The sequence below is a fragment of the Streptomyces sp. Je 1-332 genome (assembly GCF_040730185.1).
Classification (GTDB): domain Bacteria; phylum Actinomycetota; class Actinomycetes; order Streptomycetales; family Streptomycetaceae; genus Streptomyces.
In genome coordinates this window covers 4,060,925-4,083,745 of the sequence record NZ_CP160402.1, presented here as the reverse complement: position 1 = coordinate 4,083,745, position 22,821 = coordinate 4,060,925, and the positions used below count along the sequence as shown (strand labels likewise).

Here is a 22,821-nt window from a genome sequence, read left to right as displayed (position 1 = left end):
TATGTCGGGTGGTGCGAGTTGTGCCGGGGCGGTGCGGTCAGCGGCGCGACATGTAGATGTCGAGCGCCTTGTGGAGCAGCTTGTTGAGGGGGAAGTCCCACTCGCCGATGTACTCGACAGCCTCTCCACCCGTGCCCACCTTGAACTGAATCAGTCCGAAGAGGTGGTCCGTCTCGTCCAGGGAGTCGGAGATGCCCCGCAAGTCGTAGACGGTGGCGCCGAGTGCGTAGGCGTCCCGGAGCATCCGCCACTGCATCGCGTTCGAGGGCCTGACCTCACGGCCGATGTTGTCCGAGGCGCCGTAGGAGTACCAGACATGGCCGCCGACGACGAGCATCGTCGCCGCGGACAGGTTCACGCCGTTGTGCCGCGCGAAGTACAGCCGCATGCGGTTGGGGTCCTCGGAGTTGAGGGCCCGCCACATCTGCTGGAAGTAACCCAGCGGCCGCGGACGGAACTTGTCGCGGACAGCGGTGATCTCGTACAGGCGCTGCCACTCGGCGAGGTCCTCGTAACCGCCCTGGACGACCTCGACGCCGGCCTTCTCGGCCTTCTTGATGTTGCGTCGCCACAGCTGGTTGAAGCCCTTGAGGACCTCGTCCAAGGAGCGGTTGGCCAGCGGGACTTGGAAGACATAACGCGGCTGGACGTCACCGAAGCCGGCGCCGCCGTCCTCGCCCTGCTGCCAGCCCATCTTCCGCAGCCGGTCGGAGACTTCGAAGGCGCGCGGTTCGATGTGCGAGGCCTCGACGTCCCGCAGGCGCTTCACGTCCGGGTTCTGGATGCCGGACTTGATCGCGGGAGCGTCCCAGCGCCGGATGACGACCGGCGGGCCCATCTTCACGGAGAAGGCGCCCTGCCGCTTCAGATGCGCGAGCATCGGCTGCAGCCAGTCGTCCAGGTTCGGGGCGTACCAATTGATGACCGGGCCCTCGGGGAGGTACGCGAGATAGCGCTTCACCTTGGGCAACTGCCGGTAGAGCACCAGGCCCGCACCGACGAGTTCGCCGGTCCGGTCGTCGAACCAGCCCAGGTTCTCCGAACGCCATTCACTCTTCACATCCGCCCATGCCGGGACCTGGCAATGACTTGCCGACGGCAGGCTCTGGATATACGCCAGATGCTGCTCGCGACTGATGGTCCTCAGGGTCAGACTCATTCGGGGCGCTCCTCGGGCTGGTGTGTCCCCATGGGTACAGGGGCTCCGGCTCTCGCGCCGAAGCCTACTGTGCCCCGAGAGCGCCCCGTCTGGGCGTACGGGACCTACGCCCCCGCCCTAGGCGCGGCGGGGGCGTCGAGGGGCGGCTACCAAAGCCCGCCGAAGAGTCCGCCGTGGGCCATACCCAGGAAGAATCCGACCGCCGATGCGCCGAGGCCGAGGATCAGGCCGAAGCGTTCGCGGGTCGTCTCGGAGATGAACTGTCCCCAAGCACCCGTGGCGATTCCCACCAGGCCGGCCCATGAGCTGAGCAGGTGCAGGTTGTGGAACATCGCCGTGACGAAGGCGATCACACCCAGGATCAGGGTCACGCCGAGCAGCGTGTCCTGCATGGGATGGGCCTTGCCGTCCGTGGCGAAGAGAGAGCCGGCGGTGTTCGGTCGCAATGTCTGTGCCATAAGGCACCTCCTGCGGAAGGCGGCGCACTGTAGCGCCATACACACCCGATGTGTACAGATTCTGCCCTTCCGCGGCCGGATTTCAACCGGAAGCCCCGGTGCGGGTACTGTGTACCGTCTGCACCGGTGTCTGCCCAGGCCATGGCAGGGACTCCCGATCGGCCTACTGATCGGGGAGCCCGATTGTCAGTGGCTGCCGATACCGTTGCGTACGCATCACGACCCTCCTGCCACGGAACGACCGTGGCCGCTGAGTCCAAAGGAGGTGGGTTCCACATGCGTCACTACGAAGTGATGGTCATCCTCGACCCCGATCTCGAGGAGCGCGCTGTCTCCCCGTTGATCGAGAACTTCCTCTCCGTCGTCCGTGAGGGCAGCGGAAAGGTCGAGAAGGTCGACACCTGGGGCCGTCGTCGTCTCTCGTACGAGATCAAGAAGAAGCCCGAGGGCATCTACTCGGTCATCGACCTGCAGGCCGAGCCTGCGGTCGTCAAGGAGCTCGACCGCCAGATGAACCTGAACGAGTCGGTCCTCCGGACCAAGGTCCTCCGTCCCGAGACCCACTGAGCTTCCTAGCTCAGCGGCACTCGGGATCCGAGTAGCAGCAGCAAAAGCAGCCAGCAGCAAACCCGCCGAGAGGTTCCCCCATGGCAGGCGAGACCGTCATCACGGTAGTCGGCAATCTTGTCGACGACCCCGAGCTGCGCTTCACCCCGTCCGGTGCGGCGGTCGCGAAGTTCCGTGTCGCGTCCACTCCCCGCACCTTCGACCGTCAGACCAATGAGTGGAAGGACGGCGAGAGCCTCTTCCTCACCTGCTCGGTCTGGCGTCAGGCGGCGGAGAACGTCGCGGAGTCGCTTCAGCGAGGCATGCGCGTCGTCGTGCAGGGCCGGTTGAAGCAGCGGTCCTACGAAGACCGTGAGGGCATCAAGCGCACGGTCTACGAGCTGGACGTCGAGGAAGTCGGCGCCAGCTTGAAGAACGCCACGGCCAAGGTCACCAAGACCACCGGTCGCGGTGGCCAGGGCGGCGGATTCGGCGGCGGTGGCGGCGGCCACCAGGGCGGCGGCAACTGGGGCGGCGGCTCCGGTGGCGGTCAGCAGCAGGGTGGCGGTGGCGGTGCTCCCGCCGACGACCCCTGGGCGACCGGTGCGCCGGCCGGCGGCGGCCAGCAGGGCGGCGGCGGTGGCTGGGGCGGAAGCTCCGGTGGCTCCGGCGGCTCTGGCGGCGGCTACTCGGACGAGCCCCCCTTCTAGGCCTCAGGGCCAAGGGTGGGCCGTTCCCACACTTCTTGATCAAACAGGAGAGAACACATGGCGAAGCCGCCTGTGCGCAAGCCTAAGAAGAAGGTCTGCGCATTCTGCAAGGACAAGGTCACGTACGTGGACTACAAGGACACGAACATGCTGCGGAAGTTCATTTCCGACCGCGGCAAGATCCGTGCCCGCCGCGTGACCGGCAACTGCACGCAGCACCAGCGTGACGTCGCCACGGCCGTGAAGAACAGCCGTGAGATGGCGCTGCTGCCCTACACGTCCACCGCGCGATAAGGGAAGGGTGACCGACTAATGAAGATCATCCTCACCCACGAGGTCTCCGGCCTCGGCGCCGCCGGCGAGGTCGTAGACGTCAAGGACGGCTACGCCCGCAACTACCTGATCCCGCGGAACTTTGCGATCCGCTGGACCAAGGGTGGCGAAAAGGACGTCGAGCAGATCCGTCGTGCTCGCAAGATCCACGAGATCGCGACCATCGAGCAGGCCAACGAGGTCAAGGCCAAGCTCGAGGGCGTCAAGGTCCGTCTGGCCGTCCGCTCCGGCGACGCCGGTCGTCTCTTCGGTTCCGTCACCCCGGCTGACGTCGCTTCGGCGATCGAGGCCGCCGGCGGCCCGAAGATCGACAAGCGTCGTGTCGAGCTGGGCTCGCCGATCAAGACGCTGGGCGCCCACGCGACGTCCGTGCGTCTGCACCCCGAGGTTGCCGCTCAGGTCAACATCGAGGTCGTCTCCGCCTAAGCACTGCGCTTGGCAGGGCTGAAGCAACCGTTGGGCCGCACCCTCAGGGTGCGGCCCAACGTGTTTCCGAGGTGGTGTGTCACGGACGCTGCTTCACAGCCGCTGTTTCACGTGAAACAGCGTCCGGTGGTCAGCGGGAAGGCGCAGGCTCAGCGGGTCGCGCCGGTGACGATCCAGTGGCCGGAGCGCATGCGCAGCCAGAGGGTCACCATGCGGACCGCCATCATGAGGGTCATCGCTGCCCAGACCGCGGTCAGTCCGCCGCCCAGGGTGGGCACGAGAAGGGCCACCGGAGCGAAGGCCGCCAGTGTGGCCAACATCGCCCAGGCCAGATACGGGCCGTCTCCCGCGCCCATCAGGACGCCGTCGAGGACGTAGACGATGCCGCAGATCGGCTGGGAGATCGCCACCACCACGAGGGCGGGCAGGGCCGCGTCCTGGACGACGGAGTCGCTGGAGAAGAGCGGGATGAACAGTGGGCGGGCCAGTACGACGAGGACTCCGAGCACGACCCCCGATGCGATGCCCCACTGCACCATGCGGCGGCAGACGTCGCGGGCGCCCTGGGCGTCGTTCGCGCCCAGGTAGCGGCCGATGATCGCCTGGCCGGCGATGGCGATGGCGTCGAGCGCGAAGGCCAGCAGGCTCCATAGCGACAGGATGATCTGGTGGGCAGCCACATCGGCGTCGCCGAGGCGAGCCGCCACTGCGGTCGCGATCATCAGGATCGCCCGCAGCGAGAGCGTACGGACGAGGAGCGGTGCGCCGGCTTGGGCACAGGCCCTGATGCCGGCGGCGTCGGGGCGCAGGGAGGCGCCGTGGCGTCTGGCTCCGCGGATGACCACGTAGAGGTACACGGCGGCCATCGCGCACTGGGCGATGACGGTGCCCCAGGCGGAGCCGGCGATGCCCAGGCCGGCGCCGTAGACGAGGGCCACGTTGAGGACGCCGTTGGCGACGAAGCCGCCGACCGCCACGTACAGCGGGGTCTTGGTGTCCTGCAGTCCGCGCAGGACACCGGTGGAGGCGAGCACGACGAGCATGGCGGGGATGCCGAGCGAGGAGATGCGTAGGTACGTGATCGCGTACGGGGCCGCGGTGTCCGATGCGCCGAAGAGTTCCACTAGGGCGGGTGCGGTGGGAAGGACGACGGCGATGACGGCGGCGCCGAGCAGGAGGGCGAGCCAGATGCCGTCCATGCCCTGGCGGATGGCGGCCTGGAGATCTCCGGCGCCCACTCGGCGGGCGACGGCGGCCGTGGTCGCGTAGGCGAGGAAGACGAAGACGCTCACGGCGGTGGTGAGAAGGGCCGAGGCGACGCCGAGACCGGCAAGTTGTGCGGTGCCGAGGTGGCCCACGATGGCACTGTCGGCCATCACGAAGAGAGGCTCGGCGACGAGTGCGCCGAAGGCGGGAACAGCGAGGGCGATGATCTCTCGGTCATGCTGTCGCCGAGCGACCTTGGTCGCCGCGGGAGCCGGTGTCATGGGCACCAATCTAATCTTCCACAGGTAAGAGATGCAATGCCTTTAGGACCCTTACCTGGTCACGAGTCGGGCGCTCTCCGGGGTGCTGTTCGGCAGGATCTTGGGCCGACTGGGGAAGTTTTTCTTCTGCACAGCCGGTGGATGCGAAAGGTGCAGGTCAGAGGCGCTTTGTGGAGAAGGCTGAGTGCTTGTTCACAGGCCTGTCCACCGAGCCGTGCACAGGTTTGGCGGGGTTCTCCACAGCAACGCGCCCGTCATCCACACCGCCTGTGGATAACCAGATTGGCTGACGGTGGCCACGGGCCTACCGTGGGGCGGCGCCCCCCTCGTGATCCTGCCTCGGAACGCCCGTAAATCCGACGCGCCAGAACCGGAGTTGGGCCGCTTATTTGTCAGTGTCGTGCCGTAAGAAAGAGGGGCACGGCGAGGTCCGCGCGGCGGACGTGAGGGAGGTGGCCCGGTGAGTATTTCCGAGCCCTTGGACGACCCCTGGGCCGACAGCGGTCCCAGTGACCGTCTGCCCGCCTCCCGACAGCGCCGCGACGGGGGCGGCAGAGGCCGCGACGAGCAGCACGAGCGCGGCCGTGAAAGCGGTGGCTGGGACGGCGGGGGAACCGCCTTCGAGCGTGTACCGCCGCAGGACCTCGATGCCGAGCAGTCGGTGCTCGGCGGCATGCTGCTGTCCAAGGACGCCATCGCCGATGTCGTCGAGGTGCTCAAGGGCCACGACTTCTACCGGCCCGCGCACGAGACGATCTACACGGCGATCCTTGACCTGTACGCCAAGGGGGAGCCGGCCGACCCGATCACCGCGGCGGCCGAGCTCACCAAGCGCGGCGAGATCACCAAGGTCGGCGGGGCCTCGTATCTGCACACGCTGGTGCAGACGGTGCCGACGGCGGCGAACGCCGAGTACTACGCGGAGATCGTCCACGAGCGCGCGGTGCTGCGCCGCCTCGTCGAGGCCGGCACACGCATCACACAGATGGGATACGCGGCCGACGGCGACGTCGACGAGATCGTCAACAGCGCCCAGGCCGAGATCTACGCGGTCACCGAGCAGCGCACCAGCGAGGACTATCTGCCGCTCGGCGACATCATGGAGGGCGCGCTCGACGAGATCGAGGCGATCGGATCGCGCAGCGGAGAGATGACCGGTGTGCCGACGGGCTTCACCGACTTCGACTCGCTGACGAACGGCCTGCACCCCGGCCAGATGATCGTCATCGCGGCACGTCCCGCCATGGGTAAGTCCACGCTGGCGCTCGACTTCGCGCGCGCCGCCTCCATCAAGCACAACCTGCCCAGCGTCATCTTCTCCCTGGAAATGGGGCGTAACGAGATCGCGATGCGTCTGCTGTCCGCAGAGGCACGGGTGGCGCTGCACCACATGCGGTCCGGCACGATGACGGACGAGGACTGGACACGACTCGCGCGTCGGATGCCCGAGGTGTCGGCGGCGCCGCTCTACATCGACGACTCCCCGAACCTGTCGATGATGGAGATCCGCGCGAAGTGTCGCCGTCTCAAGCAGCGCAGCGACATCAAGATGGTGATCATCGACTATCTGCAGCTGATGCAGTCCGGTGGTTCCAAGCGCGCCGAGAGCCGCCAGCAGGAGGTCTCGGACATGTCGCGAAACCTGAAGCTCCTCGCCAAGGAGCTCGAGGTCCCGGTCATCGCGCTCTCGCAGCTGAACCGTGGTCCCGAGCAGCGCACGGACAAGAAGCCCCAGGTCTCGGACCTGCGTGAATCCGGTTCGATCGAGCAGGACGCGGACATGGTGATCCTGCTGCACCGCGAGGACGCGTACGAGAAGGAGTCGCCGCGCGCGGGCGAGGCCGACATCATCGTGGGCAAGCACCGTAACGGCCCGACGGCGACGATCACGGTCGCCTTCCAGGGTCACTACTCGCGCTTCGTGGACATGGCGCAGACGTAGCGGGCAACAGCTCCGGCGGGTACGTCGGAAGTGGTGCCGCTCCGTCAGGACAGCTGTCGCAAGGTTTCTCCGAGGCTTGCCATGCCCTCGGCGATCTCCGTGGCGGTGGGTGCGGCGTAGCCGAGGACCAAGCCGGGGCGGTGCGGCCGTTGGCTGTGCCAGGACAGGGGCTGGACCTTCACACCGCGGGTCAGGGCGGCCGCCGCGAGGTCGGTGTCGCGAAAGTCCGCCTCGAAAGTGATCGTCAGGTGCAGGCCCGCCGCTGCGCCGTGCACGATGGCCCGCGGCAGATGAGTTCTCACCGCGGCGATCATCGCGTCCCGGTGGCGGCGATGGCGGCGGCGCAGGAGGCGCAACTGGCGTTCCAGGGCGCCCGATTCCATCAGTTGGGCCAGGACGAGCTGGGGCAGTACGGCGTTGCCGAGGTCGGCGAAGCGCTTGGCGGCGACCAGCGCCTCCTGGTACCGCGGTGGCGCGAGGACCCAGCCGATCCGCAGTGCAGGAGCCAGCAGCTTGGAAACGCTCCCCGCGTAGCAGACGTGCTCTGCGAGCAGGGAGCGCAGGGCGGGGACGGGAGCGCGGTCGTAGCGGTGCTCGGCGTCGTAGTCGTCCTCGATGATCAGCCCGTCGCGCTCGGTGGCCCAGCGCATCAGGTCCCGCCGCCGCTCACCGCCGAGCACCACGCCCGTCGGGAACTGGTGCGCCGGGGTCAGCAGCACCGCGGGGGCGTCCGTTGCCCGCAGCTCGTCGACGCGGATGCCCTCGGCGTCGACCGTGACGGGTGGGGTGGAGAGGCCGCCGTTGCGCAGATGCTGGCGGGCGCCGAGCGACCCGGGGTCCTCGACGGCCACCGCGGGGATGCCGTCGCCGTGCAGGACCTGGCCGAGCAGGGTGAGGGTCTGGGCGGTGCCCGCGGCGATGACGACATCACCCGGGTCGGCACGGATGCCGCGGTTGCGGGCCAGCCACTCGGCGACGACTCTGCGCAGCGCCGGGGCTCCGCGCGGGTCTCCGTAGCCGAAGGCGGACGCCGATAGGTCCTTGAGCACGGTGCGTTCAGCGCGCAGCCAGGCGGCGCGGGGGAAGGCAGCGAGGTCGGGCATGCCGGGGGAGAGATCGATCCGGGCCGGGGTGGCGCGCAGGGCGTCGAAGATGTCTGTGCCGGGTGGGGCTGCGAACAGGCTGCTCGGGGGCGGTTGGGGCGGTTGGGGCGGTTGGGGCGGCTGGGGCGGGCCCGCGGGTGCTTCGGGCCGGGCTTTCGCCGGAGCGGCGACCACTACGGTGCCGTTCCGTCCGCGCCCGGCGACGTGTCCGTCCTCGCTCAGGCGCTGGTAGGCCTCGGTGATCAGGCCGCGGGAGACGCGGAGTTCGCCCGCGAGGACGCGGGTGGCCGGGAGCCTGCTGCCCACCGGCAGGAGACCGTTCGCTATCGCGAGGCGCAGCTGCCGGGCCAGCCAGTCCGCGCGGCCACCCGCGGGGGCGTCGTCGATGTTCAGCTGGAGAAAGTCGGCTCCGACCGCCAACTCGCGCGCTGCGGGCCTGTGTACCGGGCGCCCTGCTCCGCGGCTTATGGACCGGTCAGAGGCGCCGTCATTGGACCTGTTCACCGGGCCATAGTGACACCAGGGTGAAGGCATGCAGACAGCAGCAACCGCAGCGACCGACACCACCGCCCCCTCGAATCCCGCCCTGGGACCGGCAGTTGAGTACGTCCACGGATACTCGCCTCAGGAGGCCCGCAGGCTGGGGGACCAAGCGGACACCCTCGCCGCCCTGCTGCACGAGGGCACGGCGTATCCAGCGGGGAGCCGGGTTCTCGAGGTCGGATGCGGGGTCGGCGCCCAGACGGTCCACCTGATCGACTCCAGTCCCGGGGCCCACTTCGTGGCCGTCGACCGGTCGGCGGACTCACTCGCGACGGCCGCCGCCCGCGTGGCGGCACACGCGCCCGACGCGCACGTGCGGTGGCGCCGTGCCGACCTCTTCGCTCTCCCCTTCCCGGACGCCGAGTTCGACCACATCTTCGTCTGTTTCGTCCTGGAGCATCTGGCGGCAGCCCAACGCGCGCTCGCCGGACTGCGGCGGTTGTTGCGTCCCGGCGGGACCATCACCGTGATCGAAGGGGACCACGGGTCGGCGCTCTTCCATCCCGACAGCGCCTACGCCAGCGCGGCGATCGACTGCCTCGTCCAGCTCCAGGTCGACGGCGGGGGAAACGCCCTGGTCGGGCGGCAGCTGCAGCCGCTCCTCACACAGGCCGGCTACGACGGTGTCCGGGTGCGGCCCCGCACCGTGTACGCGGACCGGACCCGGCCCCACCTGGTCGAGGGCTTCACCCGCAGCACGTTCATCGCCATGATCGAATCCGTCAGGGGTGACGCGCTCGCCTCGTCCCTCATCACCGAGGCCGACTGGGACCGTGGGATCGACGACCTGCGCAGGACCGCGGACGACGGCGGGACCTTCCACTACACGTTCTTCAAAGCGACGGGCACGCGCGCCGCATAGCGCGACCGGCGGAATTCGCTCGACGGGCGGCTTCTCCGACGGTGGACTGGGGCCATGACATCACCGCGTGAAGAATTGCTGCCCAGTACCCGTCGAGCCCTGTTGCACCGCGTCGCCACCGCTCAGTCGGAGGGGAGGGCGCCCTCGCTCGTCGCCTCGGTGCTCAGGGACGGCGAGTTGGTGTGGACCGAGGGGCGCACCTGCGTCGAGGGGCACGCACCGGACGAGAACGTCCAGTACCGCATCGGCTCGATCACCAAGACCTTCACCGCCGTACTGGTGATGCGGCTGCGCGACGAGGGCGTCCTCGACCTCTCCGACCCCCTGGAGAAGCATCTCCCGGGGACGGCCGCGGGCGATGTCACCATCGCGGAACTCCTCGCGCACACCAGCGGGTTGGCGGCCGAGACCCCCGGTGAGTGGTGGGAGCGTACGCCCGCGTCGCAGCGCCCCGAGCTCGGGGACGTACTCGGCGAGCAGCCCTTCAAGCATCCCACCGGGCGACGGTTCCACTACTCCAACCCCGGTTACACACTGCTCGGTTCGCTGATCGAGGTGCTGCGAGGGGACTCCTGGCAAGCCGTGCTGCGCCGTGAGGTCCTGGAGCCGCTGGGCCTGAACCGGACGAGTGCGCAGCCGCAGGCCCCGCACGCGGGTGGCTGGGCCGTCCATCCGTGGGCCGACGTGATGATGCCCGAACCCGCCGAGGACCTGGGCCTCATGGCTGCGGCCGGGCAGCTGTGGTCCACGACGGCGGACCTGGGACGCTTCGCCGCCTTCCTCCTGGAGGGCGACGACCGGGTTCTGTCCGCCGATTCCGTGCGGGAGATGCGTACGCCGGGGTCACCCCTGCCCGCGGGGGACTGGGATGTGTCGTACGGCCTGGGAACGCAGCTGCTCCGGGGGGAGGGGCGCACCTTTGTCGGGCACGGGGGCTCGCTGCCGGGCTTCATGGCCGGGTTGTGGGCGAGTGCGGAGGACGGGTTGGTGGCGGTAACGCTGACCAACTGCACTTCCGGTCCTGCTGTGACGGGGCTGGCTCTGGACCTGCTGAAGATCGTGGCCGAGGCTGAGCCGCGGATTCCCGAGGCGTGGCGCCCCCTGCCCGAGCTGGACGAGGGGCTCCTGAAGCTGGCGGGGCCCTGGTACTGGGGGACGAGCACCTTCGTGCTGCGCCCGCAGGCCGAGCGAGCACTCGTTCTGGCGCCCCTCGCGGGCGGGGGCCGCGGATCGCGATTCCTGCCGGACGGCGACGGTGCGTGGACGGGACTCGACGGTTACTTCGCCGGTGAGCAGCTGCGGGCGGTGCGGCGGCCCGACGGGACGGTGAGCCATCTCGACCTGGGGTCGTTCTTCTTCACCCGGGAGCCGTACGACGCGGGGGCTCCCGTGCCGGGCGGCGTGGATCCGGAGGGATGGCGCGGGCTGCCCCAGTAAGACCTCGTGTGAGCCCGCTTGGGCGTCGTGTTTCACGTGAAACACAACGCCCAAGCGGTATGACGCTTCGACGGTGGCGTCAGAGCTGAAGCTTGAAGCCCACGTGCGATGCCGTGAACCCGAGCCGCTCGTAGAAGCGGCGGGCATCGGTGCGGGTGGCGTCGGAGGTCAGCTGCACCAACTGGCAGCCCTGGCGCCGGGACTCATCGACGGCCCACTCGATGAAGCGGGTGCCGAGACCACTGCCGCGCTCGTCGGCGTGGACGCGTACACCCTCGATGATCGACCGAAGCGCTCCCTTCCGGGACAGGCCCGGAACGATCGTGAGCTGCAGTGTGCCGATGACGCGTCCCTCGCGCACGGCGACGACCTGTTGCTGGTTCGGGTCCGCGTCGAGGCGTTCGAGCGCGGCGAGGTACGGAGTGAGGTCGTCCGGTGACTCGCGTGTGCTGCCCAGGGGGTCGTCGGCGAGCATCTCCACGATGGCGGGGATGTCGTCGGCGACCGCCGGGCGTATCTCAAGATCTCCCATGAGACGCAGCCTATGCAGGCGATCGCCGTTCAGGCAGGGCAGGTCACTCGACCCACAGAGGGCCTACGCCGGTACCCGGACCGCTTCCACGGCCCTGACCAGCGGCGCCAGCTCCGGGTTCAGCGCCGCCTCGTCGAGCGCCTCGCGCAGCGCGGCGTCATTGGTGGGGCGTGCCTCGGCGAGGAGTGCGGCGCCCGAGTCGCTGACGTCCGTATAGATGCCCCGGCGGTCGGTCGGGCACAGGTAGCGGGACAGGAGCCCGCGGTCCTCGAGCCGGGTGACCAGGCGCGTGGTGGCGCTCTGGCTGAGTACGACGGCGTCGGCGACCTGCTTCATCTGCAGATGGCCACCCTCCCCGTCGTGCTGGCGGCTGAGGACATCCAGCAGGGAGTACTCGCGCACGCTCAGGTCGTGGTGTGCCTGCAGGGCGCGCTCGATGTGGGTCTCGATCTTCCCGTGGAGCAGGGAGAGCGCGCACCAGCCCTGCGCAAGGGCTGTCAGTGCGGGGTCTGTCGCTGTCATGGCTCTTGTTCCTCCGTCCCGGAGCTGCTGAGAACCAGGATAGGCCACCAGCGCAATATCCGGCGCTTGCAATTAACCCGCGCATGCAATTATTGTGGACGCCAGCTAAGCGCACCTGCAATCGCCTTGGAAGGTAGAACCATGCCTCTCGCGCTATTGGCCCTCGCGATCGGGGCCTTCGGAATCGGGACCACAGAGTTCGTGATCATGGGACTCCTCCCTGAGGTCGCGGGTGACTTCGGCGTCTCCATCCCCACGGCCGGTCTGCTCGTGACCGGTTACGCACTCGGCGTCGTGCTCGGCGCTCCCCTGATGACGGTCCTGGGCACCCGTATCTCGCGCAAGCGGATGCTGATGCTGCTCATGGGCCTGTTCATCGCGGGCAATCTGCTCTCCGCCGTGGCCCCGGTCTTCGGCGTCATGCTGGCGGGACGAGTCGTCGCCTCGCTCGCCCACGGTGCCTTCTTCGGCATCGGCTCGGTCGTCGCGGCCGAACTGGTCGCGCCGGAGAAGAAGGCCGGAGCCATCGCCATGATGTTCACGGGCCTGACCGTGGCCAACGTGGTCGGTGTCCCCCTCGGCACGCTCGTCGGGCAGACCCTCGGCTGGCGCATCACCTTCGCCGTCGTCGCGGGGCTCGGCGTCATCGGTCTGGCCGGTATCGCCAAGCTCGTTCCCGACCTGCCCAAGCCCGAGGGCGTCAGGCTGCGCCACGAGCTGGCCGCATTCCGCAATGTCCAGGTGCTGCTGGCCATGGCGATGACGATCCTCGGCTTCGGCGGAGTCTTCGCGGCTGTCACCTACCTCGCGCCGATGATGACGGACGTCGCCGGATACGCGGATTCCTCGGTGACCTGGCTTCTCGTCCTCTTCGGCCTCGGCATGGTCGCGGGCAACCTGATCGGCGGAAAGTTCGCGGACCGAGCCCTGATGCCGCTGCTCTACATCTCGCTGAGCGCGCTGGCCGTCGTGCTCGCCCTCTTCACCCTCACCGCGCACAACAAGATCGCGGCAGCTGTGACCATCGCCCTGATCGGCGCGCTGGGCTTCGCCACCGTGCCGCCCCTGCAGAAGAGGGTGCTGGACCAGGCCTCCGGCGCGCCCACGCTCGCCTCGGCCATGAACATCGGCGCCTTCAACCTCGGCAACGCGCTCTCGGCCTGGCTCGGCGGCCTCGTGATCTCCGCGGGCCTCGGCTATACCGCCCCGAACTGGGTGGGCGCGGCACTCGCGGCCTCCGCGCTCCTGCTGGCCGTGGTCTCGGCCACGCTCGAGCGCCGCACGACCGCTCCCAGCCGGGTCGTCGCTGGCGTGGCCCCCGTCGAGCAGGCGACGCCCGTCCACCACTGACTCGCCGACCTCTCCCACCGACCCCACCAGCCCCCCTCATCAGCACCACCGCACAAGGAGAAACCCCATGAGCACCACCACCCCCGCCGTCGCCCCGCTGACCACGCAGGACGCCGAGGCGCTCGTCACCGCGGCCGGCCGTGCGGCCGAGGCGGCCGATGTCACGGTCAGTGTCACCGTCCTCGACGCGGGCGGCCATCTGCTCGCCTTCCGGCGCGACGACCGGGCTGTGCTGATCTCCGGCGAGACCAGCACCCGTAAGGCGTACACGGCGCTTCAGCTCAACGCCCCCACCGCCGACCTCGTCGACCTGGTCAAGCCCGACGGGCCCTTCCACACCCTGCCCACCGCTCTCGACCGGCCGCTGCTCTTCATCGCCGGTGGTGTGCCCGTCCACCGGGACGGCCGCCTGATCGGCTCCGTCGGTGTCGGTGGCGGAGCACCCGAACAGGACCACGGGTTCGCCACGGCGGCCGTGGAGGCCCTCGCGTAGTACGTACGACACCGCGTGCGTAGGTAGTACGAGGCCGCGCGAGAGGACGTGACGAAGGCCCGCCCCCAAGTGCCGGTAACCAGCCGGTCTTCGGGGGCGGGCCGCTGTGTGGTCAGCCGGCCGCGACCGTCAGCGGCGCGAAGCGACGGGTCCAGTCGCCGGGCAGCTCGGGGATGCCGTACGTCATCACGGCATTGAAGGCGATCGGCGCGAGGCCGCGCTCCTTCACCCAGGCGAGCAGCTCTTCGTGACGTACGTCGATGTCTGTGCGCAGCGGCCGGTCCGAGCCGGCGGCGAGCGAGGCGATCAGGGCCTTCGCCGTCTCCGTGTCCCGGGCGATCAGGGGGCCGATGACATGGGTCTCCATGTTCGGCCAGGCCCCCGCGTAGCCGGTGATCGTGCCGTCCGTCTCCGCGACCCGCAGCTGGTCGACGAAGGCGGGAAGCCGGGTGAGGACGTGCGTACGGTCGAGGCCGAAGACCTCGGTGTCGAGCCGGATGATCGCGGGCAGGTCCTCCGCGGTCGCGGGCCGGGTGGCGACATCCGGCAAGGTGCCACCGGAGATGAACCGGCCGCGGACCATCTCGGCGCTGCCCGTGGTCTTGAATCCGAGCTGCTCGTAGAGGGGGCGGCCGGTGGGCGTCGCGTGAAGGGTGAGCGGTGTGGTGCCCGCACCCTCGACGACGAAGTGCATGAGGCGGCGGCCCAGGCCCTGGCGGGTGTGCCGCTCAGCGACGAGGACCATTCCGATCGCTCCGAGGCCGGGGCTTTCATACGGGCCGTACTCGGTCACCACGCAGGCGGCGATGAGGCCGTTGCCGTCCGGGTCGTCGATGCCGTAGCCCGTACCGGCCGAGAGCAGTAGCCCCCACTTGTGGTCCTCGCGTGGCCAGCCTCGATCCTGCGACAGGTCGGCGCAGGCGTTGAGATCGCGGAGGGTCAGCCGGCGGATGGGCAGAGCGGAAAGGGTAGGTGTCGACACTCGGTTCAGGCTGTCTGACGCATGACCTTGGCGTCCACCGGTTTGTGGGCAGAGGCACGGTTCTTTTGGTTGCGTTGCTTCTGGCCACGGCCGGTCAGGCCCCAGGGCTTGAGCACCGAGATGACCATCATGAAGAGATAGGCGCTCAGGGAGACGATGGGCCCGGCGATCAGGCCGGTGGGATCCGTCACCGGGGCGCCGGCGGACACGGTGGCGACCGTGTCGTTGATGCCCGGACGCAGGGCGAACGCCGACGCGGCGGTCGTGGCGAGGGTCAGCCAGAACTTCGTGTAGACCCAGCGATGCCTGGCGAGCCCCCAGGGAGTCCCGAGGGACAGCAGCAGGCCGCTCAGCAGGGTGAGCAGCGCGAGCGGCAGTACCAGCCAGTCCGCGAAGAGCTTCATGGAGCGAGCGGCGGCCTCGGTGACCGAGGCGGAATCGGTGGTGATGGCCGCGAACGCAAGCGCGAGCAGGCCGAGCGTGAGCCCGAGCCAGCCTGCGGCGGCGATGACATGGACGACGAGGGTGGCCCGGCGAGCGGGGCGGCGTAGTTTCACGTGAAACACGGTGCCCGGGAGTCGCGACGGAAGGCGTCTTACAGCGGGAGTAACCGCGGGTACTAGCCTCGGCGTACATGGCACGCCTTCACCTCTTCGACCTGGACGGAACGCTGCTGCACGGCACGGCGGCTCCCGTGGAGATCTCGCGCCAGCTCGGCCTCGACGCGGAGATCGCGGAGCTGGAACGGGACTTCGTGGCGCAGCGGATCGACTCACCGCAGTACGCGGCCCGGGTGCACGCCCTGTGGGCGGACCTCACGGACATGCAGGTCACCGCCGCCTTCGAGGGGGCGCCGTGGCTGACGGGGATCCGGGAAACCTGGGCCGAGATCCGGGAGGGCGGCGACTACTGCGCGGTGATCTCACTGTCGCCGTCGTTCTTCGTGGAACGGTTGCTCGGCTGGGGTGCGCATGCCGCGCACGGGTCGCGTTTCCCCTCAGTGCCGTTCACCGAGCCGGTGAATCCGACCGGCATTCTCAACGCCGCGGCCAAGGTGAAGATCGCGGACCGGCTCTGTGAAGAGTTCGGGGTCGGGCGGTCCGATTGCATCGCTTATGGCGACTCGCTCTCGGACCTGGAGCTGTTCGGAGCGGTGCCTGTTTCGGTCGCTGTCAATGCGGGATCAGCGGCTGGTCGGGCTCGCGACCCACTCTTATGTCGGGCGTGATCTGCGTAAGGCGTATGAATTGGTGCGTGGCGCCCGGTAATTGGGGCAATTGGCTGGCGTGGGTCGCTGAATTCCCGGTGAAGGGCGGCGGGACTTGTGCGCCGGACGGCTGCCGGTATGGTCGAGTCCGGTTCGCGCCGGGTGTATCGCAGCGCATCTCTGGGGGGCGCGGACGGAGGTCAACGCAGCCTAACGGGGCGAAGAGATCGAAGACCTGAACTTTCCGTTATGCGACCGGCGTGACGGTGAGGGGTGGGACGCTGCGGTGAGCTGACTGCGGGCAATGTCACATTTACTACCTACTTGTCCGTAGGGTCCGGTAATCCGAGGTTCAATGTGGCCACATTGGCTGCCGAGGCAGAGCGGGGAAAGTAAGCGGCTTCCCACAGGGAAGTGCACGGACCGACTGAGAGATGTTCGAGGCGAGGCACAGCATGGACGCTCCGACCACCACGTCGGCGGGCAACGGTACTTCCGGCGACAGCGGCGGTGGAGGCGGCTGGTTCACCCCACGGAAGGCGCCGAAGCCGTCGGAGAGCGGCGAGCAGCCGACACCCCCCGAGGGCGGTGAGCCCGAGGTGACCGAGGGACGCCGGGTGTCGGCCATACGTCCGGTGGGCAGGCCCGGCGCGGCTGCGCCCGCACAGGAGGCACGGCACGTGCCCGAGCCGGAACGCGCGGCCGAGGAACGAATACCGGCAGGCCGGACAGCCGCCGCAGCAGCCATAGCACCGGCACCATCGCCGGCGCCCGCTCAGGCCGCGCCGCAGAGCGCACCCCAGGCCCCGCCGCACCAGCACGCGTCACAGGCCGCGCCCCGGAGCGCACCTCACGCCGCCCCCGCAGCACGCCCCGAGCCGCGCTCCGAGGGCATGCCGGAACCGCGGACGTCGTCCCCCTCGGGCTCCCCCGACGCGATACGCGTCCAGCGCACGATGGCTGAGATAGCCCCCGTCTCCGACAAGGTGACGTCGTATTTCTACGCGCTGCTCTTCACCCGGCACCCCGACCTGCGCCCCCTGTTCCCCGCCGCGATGGACACCCAGCGCGACCGGCTGCTGAAGGCGCTGCTGACCGCGGCCGAGCACATCGACCACGCCGACGTGCTCGCCGCGTATCTGAAGAACCTCGGCCGCGGACACCGCAAGTACGGCACCCGGCCCGAGCACTACCCGGCCGTCGGCGAGTGCCTGATCGGCTCGCTCAGCCGCTACGCGAGCGCGATCTGGGACGAGGAGACCGAGGCCGCCTGGGTCCGGACGTACACGACGATCTCCCAGATCATGATCGACGCGGCTGCCGCCGATGAACTGCGTGCCCCGGCCTGGTGGTTCGCCGAGGTGGTCTCGCACGACCTCAGGACGCCCGACATCGCTGTTGTCACCGTCCGCCCCGACCAGCCCTACCCCTTCCTGGCAGGCCAGTACACGAGCCTGGAGACGCCCTGGTGGCCGCGGATCTGGCGGCACTACTCGTTCGCGTCGGCGCCGCGCTCCGACGGGCTGCTCTCGTTCCACGTGAAGGCCGTCCCCGCGGGCTGGGTCTCCAACGCGCTGGTGCATCACGCACGCCCCGGTGACGTCCTGCGCCTCGGCGCGCCCGCCGGTTCGATGACCGTCGACCACACCACCGACAGCGGCTTGCTCTGTCTGGGCGGTGGCACCGGAATAGCCCCGATCAAGGCGCTCGTCGAGGACGTGGCCGAGCACGGCGAACGGCGGCCGGTCGAGGTCTTCTACGGCGCCCGCACCGACCACGACCTGTACGACATCGACACGATGCTGCGGCTCCAGCAGTCCCACCCCTGGCTCTCGGTCCGCCCGGTCGTCGACGGCCACGCTCAATTCCCGGACGCCGTGCGCGAGTACGGCCCCTGGAACGAGTACGACGCCTATCTCTCGGGCCCGCCCGGCATGATCCGCAGTGGGGTGGACGCGCTGCGGGACGTCGGTATCCCGGCAGGACGCATCCGCCACGACTCCGTGGAGGAACTGGTCTCCGTGGGCGACTAGCTCAGCCCAAGGAGCAGCTAGCCCAGGAAGGCCCTAGCCCAAGAAGCGCCTAGCCCAGGAAGCCCCTAGCCCCAAGGGGCACCTAGCCGAGATCGGGGGCGTGCATCGCGCGTACGCCCTCGATGTTGCCGTCCAGGTAGTGCCGCAGGGACAGCGGTACGAGGTGGACCGAGGCGATCCCGACCCGGGTGAAGGGCACGTGGACGATCTCGTACTCGCCGCACGGCTCTTCGATCTCCGGGCCGTGCCGCAGGGAGAGGTCCATGGACTCCAGCCGGCAGACGAAGAAGTGCTGGACTTTGACGCCGGTCGCGCCTCCGTCCTCGCCGATGTGCTCGACGGTGTCCACGAAGCAGGGCACCACATCGGAGATCTTGGCGCCGAGCTCTTCGTGCACCTCACGGTGGAGGGCGTCGACGACGGTCGTGTCCTCCGGCTCCACGCCACCACCAGGGGTGAGCCAGTACGGATCGACGCCGGGCTTGGTCCGCTTGATCAGAATCAGGTCGTCGCCATCGAGCAGGACGGCGCGTGCGGTGCGCTTGACCACGGGTCGGACGGTCATGGGAGGAATGTGGCCCGGACTGTTCCACGTGAAACATCGCGAATGAGCCGGAGTACCGCTCAAGCCCAGTCAGCGGCAGCATGCAGCAGCCACTCGTGCGCTCGCGCGATGTGCGGCATCGCGAGCGTGCCGGTGCGTACGACGAGGAAATAGGTGCGCAGAGGCGGCACCGCCGGGTCCAGCAGGGCCACGACCTCGCCACTCTTCAAGGCGGGCGCACAGAGGTAGCGCGGCAGCACGGCGAGCCCCGCCCCGGCGGCGACACAGGCGAGCACCGCCCGCAGGTCCGGCACAATGACGGCGCCGGATGCGGCCGGACGGGCGTCGAAGACAGCGGCCCAGTACCGGGCAACCAGCGGCAGCGACTCGTGCACCTCCACCACGGGCAGACTCTCCAGGACGGACGCGCCCTTGCGGCGCAGCTTGCCGGGGCCGATGTGGGCCGCCCAGCGCGGACTGGCGACCAGGACGTGCTCCTCGTCGCAGAGGGGCTTCGCGGTGAGCAGCGCGCCCCGGGGCCTTGCGGTGGTGATGGCCAGGTCGTGGTGCCCGGCGGAGAGGCCTTCGAGCACCTCCTCCGCGTTGCCGAACGAGGCGCGCAGCGCGAAGCTCTGCCCGTCCTGCCCGGTCAGCGTGGTGAGAGCGGGCAATGCGCGGGCCGCGGTGAATTCCGGTGGCCCCGCAAGGTGGAGCGTGCGTACCGAAGAGTCCTCTTCGAGCCCCGTCTCGGCGATCTCCACCAGGGCGTCGAGATGCGGCGCGGCCTTGTGGGCGAGCTCGTCCCCCATGGTCGTGGGGGTCACGCCGCGCGCCTGGCGCAGGAACAAGGGGCGGCCGAGCTGCCGCTCGAGGGTCCGTATCTGTGAGGTGACGGCGGGCTGGGAGAGGCCGAGCAGGGCTGCCGCACGCGTGAAGGAACCGGCCCGATGCACGGTCACAAACGTGCGCAGCAGGGCCAGATCCACGGCGGTGCCCTCCCCTCCCGGCCCTGGGGCCGCGCCCAACTATAAATATGTCGATAGGTCTCTGTCGCTACTGTGATTGGACACTGACACAGAGTCAACTAGCCTTGTGCGCGCGGTTCTTCGCGCGCAGAACCGGAACGGTCCGAGCCACGAGGGGGGAGGCTCGGACCGTTCGTTGTGCGTAGCGCGGTACTAGCCGGGAGCGGTCCGCACGCACGCGGCGCCGTTACGACGCCGACTCGTCCAGCGCGCGCAGCACGTCCGCGACCAGGTCGTCCGGGTCCTCGGACCCGGCGGAAAGCCGGATGAAGCCCTCCGCGACGGCGTCCCCACCCCAGCGGCCACGCCGCTCGGCGGTGGAACGCACGCCGCCGAAGCTCGTCGCGTCGTCCACCAGACGCAGGGCGTCGAGGAAACGGTCGGCGCGCACGCGTGAGGGCAGCGTGAAGGAGACGACGCATCCGAAGCGCCGCATCTGCTGTGAGGCGATCTTGTACGACGGGTCGTCGGACAGCCCCGGATAGCGGAGCCCGGTCACCTCGCCGCGGGCGCGCAGCGCCTCGGCCAGGGCCAGGGCGTTGGCGTTCTGGCGCTCGGCGCGCAGTTGGAGCGTGGCGAGCGAGCGATGCGCGAGCCAGGCCTCCATCGGCCCCGGGATGGCCCCGACGATCTTGCGCCAGCGCCGCACGGAGTCGGTCAACTCGGCGTCGCGGCAGGCGATGTAACCGAGGAGGATGTCGCCGTGGCCGGTGAGCATCTTGGTGCCGCTGGCCACGGAGAAGTCCGCGCCGAGTTCGAGGGGGCGCTGGCCGAGCGGCGTGGCCAGGGTGTTGTCGACCGCGACGAGGGCTCCACGCGCGTGTGCAGCGTCGGCGAGGCGCCGCACGTCGCACACGTCGAGGCCCGGGTTCGACGGTGTCTCGATCCACAGCAGCTTGGCGCCGTCCAGGACGTCGAGCTGGGCGTCGCCGCCGGTCGGGGCGGTGCGCACCTCGATGCCGTACGCGGTGAGCTGCTCCCTGACCAGCGGCAGCGCCTGATAACCGTCGTCCGGCAGGACCACCGCGTCACCGGCGCGCAACTGCGAGAAGAGCACCGCCGAGATCGCGGCCATGCCGGAGGCGAAGACCAGGGTCTCGACGTCCGTAGCGGCGGCCGCGTCACCGGCCGCTTCCGGTGCCTCGAGCTCGCCGATGGCCTGTTCGAGAAGCGTCCACGTCGGGTTGGAGTCCCGCCCGTAGGTGTACGGGCCTGTGGGATCGCCCGGCAGGTGGAAGTGCGCGGCGAACACCGGGCCCGGCAGGGTCGGCTCGTGCTTCACCGGCTCGGGCAGCCCGGCCCGCACCGCTCTCGTGCCGTCGCCCATCCCGGTGCCTGCGCCGCTACCTGCGGCTATCGCTGCGGAGTCCGTCATGCCGCCCGCCCTTCCCTTGCTTCGCGTACGGCGCCGAGCAGACCGTCGCTCGCCGCCTCCACCATTCTCAGGCACGCGTCGAACCCCTCGTCGTCCCCGTAGTACGGGTCGGGGACGTCCAGGTCGCCGAGGCTCACGGCCACGGGGTCATACGAGCGCAGCAGCCGTACCTTGTCCGCGTCGTCCGGGGTGGGCGCGAGGCGGCGCAGGGTGCGGTGGTGCCCGGAATCCAGGGCGATCACCAGGTCGAGCCGGGAGAACCAGGAGACCTGGAAACGGCGCGCCACATGACCGCTCTCGTAACCGGCTGCCTCCAGGACGGAGACGGTGCGCGGATCGGCGCCGTCCCCTTCGTGCCAGCCGTCGGTGCCCGCGCTGTCCACGCGGACGAGGCCGCCGAGTCCGGCCTCGTCGACCCGGGCGCGGAAGACGGACGCGGCCATCGGGGACCGGCAGATGTTGCCGGTGCAGACGAAGCACACGGAGAAGGCGGTGGGGAGGGCCATGGGGAAGGCTCAGTCCTTGTCGTCGGGCAGGATGACGTTCATCGCCCAGGACACGATCGAGATGATCAGGCCGCCCAGGACGGCGGTCCAGAACCCCTCGACGTGGAAACTCACGTCGAGCTTGTCGGCCAGCCACGACGTGAGCAGCAGCATCAGGGCGTTGACCACCAGCGTGATCAGGCCGAGGGTCAGGATGAACAGCGGGAAGGTGAGTACCTTCACGACCGGCTTGACCAGGAAGTTCACCAAGCCGAAGAGCAGCGCGACGACGATCAGCGTGAGCGTCTTCTTGCCCGTGTTGTCGCCGGTCAGCGTGATCTTGTCGAGGAGCCACACGGCGACGGCCAGGGCCGCCGCGTTGGCGATCGTCTTGACTACGAAATTCTTCATGTGTCTGATCGTTGCAGACGGACGGCCAGAGCGGTCGGACCGCTGCCTGAGGCAAGGGGCGTACGAGGACGATGAAGGCATTCCGGCTGGACGAACTGGAGACCGAGCGGGCCGCGAACGACGGTGCGTATCTGCAGTTTCTGCGCGAGCGGAACATGTCGGTCGGGTTGTACGCGCTCGATGCCGGGGAGTCCGATCCGCAACAGCCTCACCAGCAGGACGAGGTGTACATGATCGTCAGCGGCCGGGCGTCGATCACCGTCGGCATGGAAACCACCCAAGTCGCGCGCGGCAGCGTGGTGTACGTGCCGGCCGGGGTGGCCCACAAGTTCCACCACATCAGCGAGGACCTGCGGGTGCTCGTCGTCTTCTCGCCGCCGGAGGGCTGAGCCCCGCGCTGCCGGGCTCCGTCGAAGAACTCGGCCCTCTTGGAGGGCTGGTCCGCTACGCCCCTGGGCTGACTTCTCGGGGCTCCGACCTCGGGGTTCCCTAGGGGACGGATCAGGGGAGGACAAGGGATGCGAGGCCCCCGTCGGGCCCTCCGCCGCCCTAGCATCGAATGCAAGAAGTAGGACGGATGCGGAGAGAGGTAAGGACGATGGCAGCGCAGGAGATCTTCTCGGGATTGCCGTGGTGGGTGAAGTGGATCGCGGTGCCGGTCGTCGCCCTGGTCGTGTTCGGCGGTTTGATAGCGAGCGTTGTGGGATTCGTGGTCGGCCTCCTGTTCAAGGCACTGATTTTCGTCGCCTTGGTGGGTGGACTCATCTACGTCGTACGGAAGTTCATATCCGGCTCGACCTCTTCGCGCAGCGATTGGTGACTTCTCGCAACAGTTCGCTCGGGTGGGGGAAGTTTC

At 69.1% G+C, this 22,821-nt stretch carries 25 protein-coding genes and 1 pseudogene; 13 read left to right on the top strand and 13 right to left on the bottom strand.

What is annotated here, in order from left to right; genetic code table 11:
* Nucleotides 1-37: 37 nt before the first annotated feature.
* Nucleotides 38-1,159, bottom strand: a complete 1,122-nt coding sequence (locus ABXJ52_RS18465) for a peptidoglycan bridge formation glycyltransferase FemA/FemB family protein (RefSeq protein WP_367043693.1) — start codon at nt 1,157-1,159, stop codon at nt 38-40.
* A 146-nt stretch (nt 1,160-1,305) separates the two neighbouring features.
* Entirely contained in the window at nt 1,306-1,617 is a 312-nt protein-coding gene (locus ABXJ52_RS18460) for a hypothetical protein (protein WP_367043692.1), read from the bottom strand.
* Nucleotides 1,618-1,893: 276 nt separating this feature from the next.
* On the opposite strand from ABXJ52_RS18460, the gene rpsF reads away from it, so the two are divergent.
* From rpsF to rplI, 4 genes are all read left to right on the top strand, one after another.
* Complete coding sequence (gene rpsF / locus ABXJ52_RS18455) at nt 1,894-2,184, top strand: 30S ribosomal protein S6 (protein ID WP_280887590.1); 291 nt, start codon at nt 1,894-1,896, stop codon at nt 2,182-2,184.
* Between the two features lie 80 nt (nt 2,185-2,264).
* Nucleotides 2,265-2,873 (top strand): single-stranded DNA-binding protein, encoded by a 609-nt coding sequence (locus ABXJ52_RS18450; protein WP_367043691.1) that lies wholly within the window; start codon nt 2,265-2,267, stop codon nt 2,871-2,873.
* A gap of 57 nt (nt 2,874-2,930) precedes the next feature.
* Nucleotides 2,931-3,167 carry a 30S ribosomal protein S18 gene (gene rpsR, locus ABXJ52_RS18445; RefSeq protein ID WP_003949403.1) on the top strand — a complete coding sequence of 79 codons (237 nt, stop codon included), beginning with the start codon at nt 2,931-2,933 and terminating at the stop codon, nt 3,165-3,167.
* 18 nt (nt 3,168-3,185) lie between these two features.
* Nucleotides 3,186-3,632 carry a 50S ribosomal protein L9 gene (rplI, locus tag ABXJ52_RS18440; RefSeq protein WP_190082966.1) on the top strand — a complete coding sequence of 149 codons (447 nt, stop codon included), beginning with the start codon at nt 3,186-3,188 and terminating at the stop codon, nt 3,630-3,632.
* A 149-nt stretch (nt 3,633-3,781) separates the two neighbouring features.
* Here rplI and ABXJ52_RS18435 read toward each other — a convergent pair whose 3' ends face one another.
* Nucleotides 3,782-5,119, bottom strand: coding sequence for an MATE family efflux transporter (locus tag ABXJ52_RS18435; RefSeq protein WP_367043690.1), 1,338 nt, complete (start codon nt 5,117-5,119; stop codon nt 3,782-3,784).
* Between the two features lie 460 nt (nt 5,120-5,579).
* Between ABXJ52_RS18435 and dnaB the strand changes: the two genes are divergently transcribed.
* Nucleotides 5,580-7,061, top strand: a complete 1,482-nt coding sequence (dnaB, locus tag ABXJ52_RS18430; protein WP_367043689.1) for a replicative DNA helicase — start codon at nt 5,580-5,582, stop codon at nt 7,059-7,061.
* Between the two features lie 44 nt (nt 7,062-7,105).
* Here the strand turns inward: dnaB and ABXJ52_RS18425 are convergent, their stop codons facing one another.
* Nucleotides 7,106-8,668 carry a PLP-dependent aminotransferase family protein gene (locus tag ABXJ52_RS18425; protein ID WP_367043688.1) on the bottom strand — a complete coding sequence of 521 codons (1,563 nt, stop codon included), beginning with the start codon at nt 8,666-8,668 and terminating at the stop codon, nt 7,106-7,108.
* A 28-nt stretch (nt 8,669-8,696) separates the two neighbouring features.
* On the opposite strand from ABXJ52_RS18425, the gene ABXJ52_RS18420 reads away from it, so the two are divergent.
* Nucleotides 8,697-9,569, top strand: coding sequence for a methyltransferase domain-containing protein (locus ABXJ52_RS18420; RefSeq protein WP_367043687.1), 873 nt, complete (start codon nt 8,697-8,699; stop codon nt 9,567-9,569).
* 54 nt (nt 9,570-9,623) lie between these two features.
* Nucleotides 9,624-11,006 carry a serine hydrolase domain-containing protein gene (locus ABXJ52_RS18415; RefSeq protein ID WP_367043686.1) on the top strand — a complete coding sequence of 461 codons (1,383 nt, stop codon included), beginning with the start codon at nt 9,624-9,626 and terminating at the stop codon, nt 11,004-11,006.
* 79 nt (nt 11,007-11,085) lie between these two features.
* On the opposite strand, the gene ABXJ52_RS18410 is transcribed toward ABXJ52_RS18415, so the two are convergent.
* The gene (locus ABXJ52_RS18410; protein ID WP_367043685.1) at nt 11,086-11,538 is read right to left on the bottom strand and encodes a GNAT family N-acetyltransferase; all 453 of its coding nucleotides are present in this window, start codon (nt 11,536-11,538) and stop codon (nt 11,086-11,088) included.
* A gap of 63 nt (nt 11,539-11,601) precedes the next feature.
* On the bottom strand, nt 11,602-12,060 hold the full coding sequence (locus ABXJ52_RS18405; protein WP_367043684.1) for a MarR family transcriptional regulator: 459 nt from the start codon (nt 12,058-12,060) through the stop codon (nt 11,602-11,604).
* A gap of 141 nt (nt 12,061-12,201) precedes the next feature.
* On the opposite strand from ABXJ52_RS18405, the gene ABXJ52_RS18400 reads away from it, so the two are divergent.
* Nucleotides 12,202-13,410 (top strand): MFS transporter, encoded by a 1,209-nt coding sequence (locus ABXJ52_RS18400; protein ID WP_367043683.1) that lies wholly within the window; start codon nt 12,202-12,204, stop codon nt 13,408-13,410.
* Nucleotides 13,411-13,477: 67 nt separating this feature from the next.
* Nucleotides 13,478-13,903 (top strand): heme-binding protein, encoded by a 426-nt coding sequence (locus ABXJ52_RS18395; RefSeq protein WP_367043682.1) that lies wholly within the window; start codon nt 13,478-13,480, stop codon nt 13,901-13,903.
* 112 nt (nt 13,904-14,015) lie between these two features.
* Here the strand turns inward: ABXJ52_RS18395 and ABXJ52_RS18390 are convergent, their stop codons facing one another.
* Nucleotides 14,016-14,885 (bottom strand): GNAT family N-acetyltransferase, encoded by an 870-nt coding sequence (locus tag ABXJ52_RS18390; RefSeq protein ID WP_367043681.1) that lies wholly within the window; start codon nt 14,883-14,885, stop codon nt 14,016-14,018.
* A 5-nt stretch (nt 14,886-14,890) separates the two neighbouring features.
* Nucleotides 14,891-15,442 (bottom strand): DUF2269 domain-containing protein, encoded by a 552-nt coding sequence (locus ABXJ52_RS18385; protein WP_367043680.1) that lies wholly within the window; start codon nt 15,440-15,442, stop codon nt 14,891-14,893.
* Nucleotides 15,443-15,519: 77 nt separating this feature from the next.
* Here ABXJ52_RS18385 and ABXJ52_RS18380 point away from each other — a divergent pair.
* Nucleotides 15,520-16,153: pseudogene (locus ABXJ52_RS18380) on the top strand (HAD-IB family phosphatase).
* Nucleotides 16,154-16,547: 394 nt separating this feature from the next.
* Nucleotides 16,548-18,125, top strand: a complete 1,578-nt coding sequence (locus ABXJ52_RS18375; RefSeq protein WP_367043679.1) for a globin domain-containing protein — start codon at nt 16,548-16,550, stop codon at nt 18,123-18,125.
* 82 nt (nt 18,126-18,207) lie between these two features.
* On the opposite strand, the gene ABXJ52_RS18370 is transcribed toward ABXJ52_RS18375, so the two are convergent.
* From ABXJ52_RS18370 to ABXJ52_RS18350, 5 genes are all read right to left on the bottom strand, one after another.
* Nucleotides 18,208-18,690: an NUDIX hydrolase gene (locus ABXJ52_RS18370; protein WP_367043678.1), complete on the bottom strand. Its 483-nt coding sequence runs from the start codon at nt 18,688-18,690 to the stop codon at nt 18,208-18,210.
* 59 nt (nt 18,691-18,749) lie between these two features.
* The gene (locus ABXJ52_RS18365; RefSeq protein ID WP_367043677.1) at nt 18,750-19,655 is read right to left on the bottom strand and encodes a LysR family transcriptional regulator; all 906 of its coding nucleotides are present in this window, start codon (nt 19,653-19,655) and stop codon (nt 18,750-18,752) included.
* Between the two features lie 226 nt (nt 19,656-19,881).
* A complete protein-coding gene (locus ABXJ52_RS18360) occupies nt 19,882-21,069 on the bottom strand; it encodes a cystathionine gamma-lyase (RefSeq protein WP_367043676.1) in 1,188 nt (395 codons plus the stop codon).
* Nucleotides 21,066-21,575 carry a low molecular weight protein-tyrosine-phosphatase gene (locus tag ABXJ52_RS18355; protein ID WP_367043675.1) on the bottom strand — a complete coding sequence of 170 codons (510 nt, stop codon included), beginning with the start codon at nt 21,573-21,575 and terminating at the stop codon, nt 21,066-21,068. The genes ABXJ52_RS18360 and ABXJ52_RS18355 overlap by 4 nt, the downstream gene beginning before the upstream one ends.
* Nucleotides 21,576-21,584: 9 nt before the next feature.
* The gene (locus ABXJ52_RS18350) at nt 21,585-21,965 is read right to left on the bottom strand and encodes a phage holin family protein (protein ID WP_367043674.1); all 381 of its coding nucleotides are present in this window, start codon (nt 21,963-21,965) and stop codon (nt 21,585-21,587) included.
* 71 nt (nt 21,966-22,036) lie between these two features.
* On the opposite strand from ABXJ52_RS18350, the gene ABXJ52_RS18345 reads away from it, so the two are divergent.
* The gene (locus ABXJ52_RS18345) at nt 22,037-22,354 is read left to right on the top strand and encodes a cupin domain-containing protein (RefSeq protein ID WP_160506069.1); all 318 of its coding nucleotides are present in this window, start codon (nt 22,037-22,039) and stop codon (nt 22,352-22,354) included.
* A 209-nt stretch (nt 22,355-22,563) separates the two neighbouring features.
* A complete protein-coding gene (locus ABXJ52_RS18340) occupies nt 22,564-22,785 on the top strand; it encodes a DUF5326 family protein (protein WP_367043673.1) in 222 nt (73 codons plus the stop codon).
* Nucleotides 22,786-22,821 lie beyond the last annotated feature (36 nt).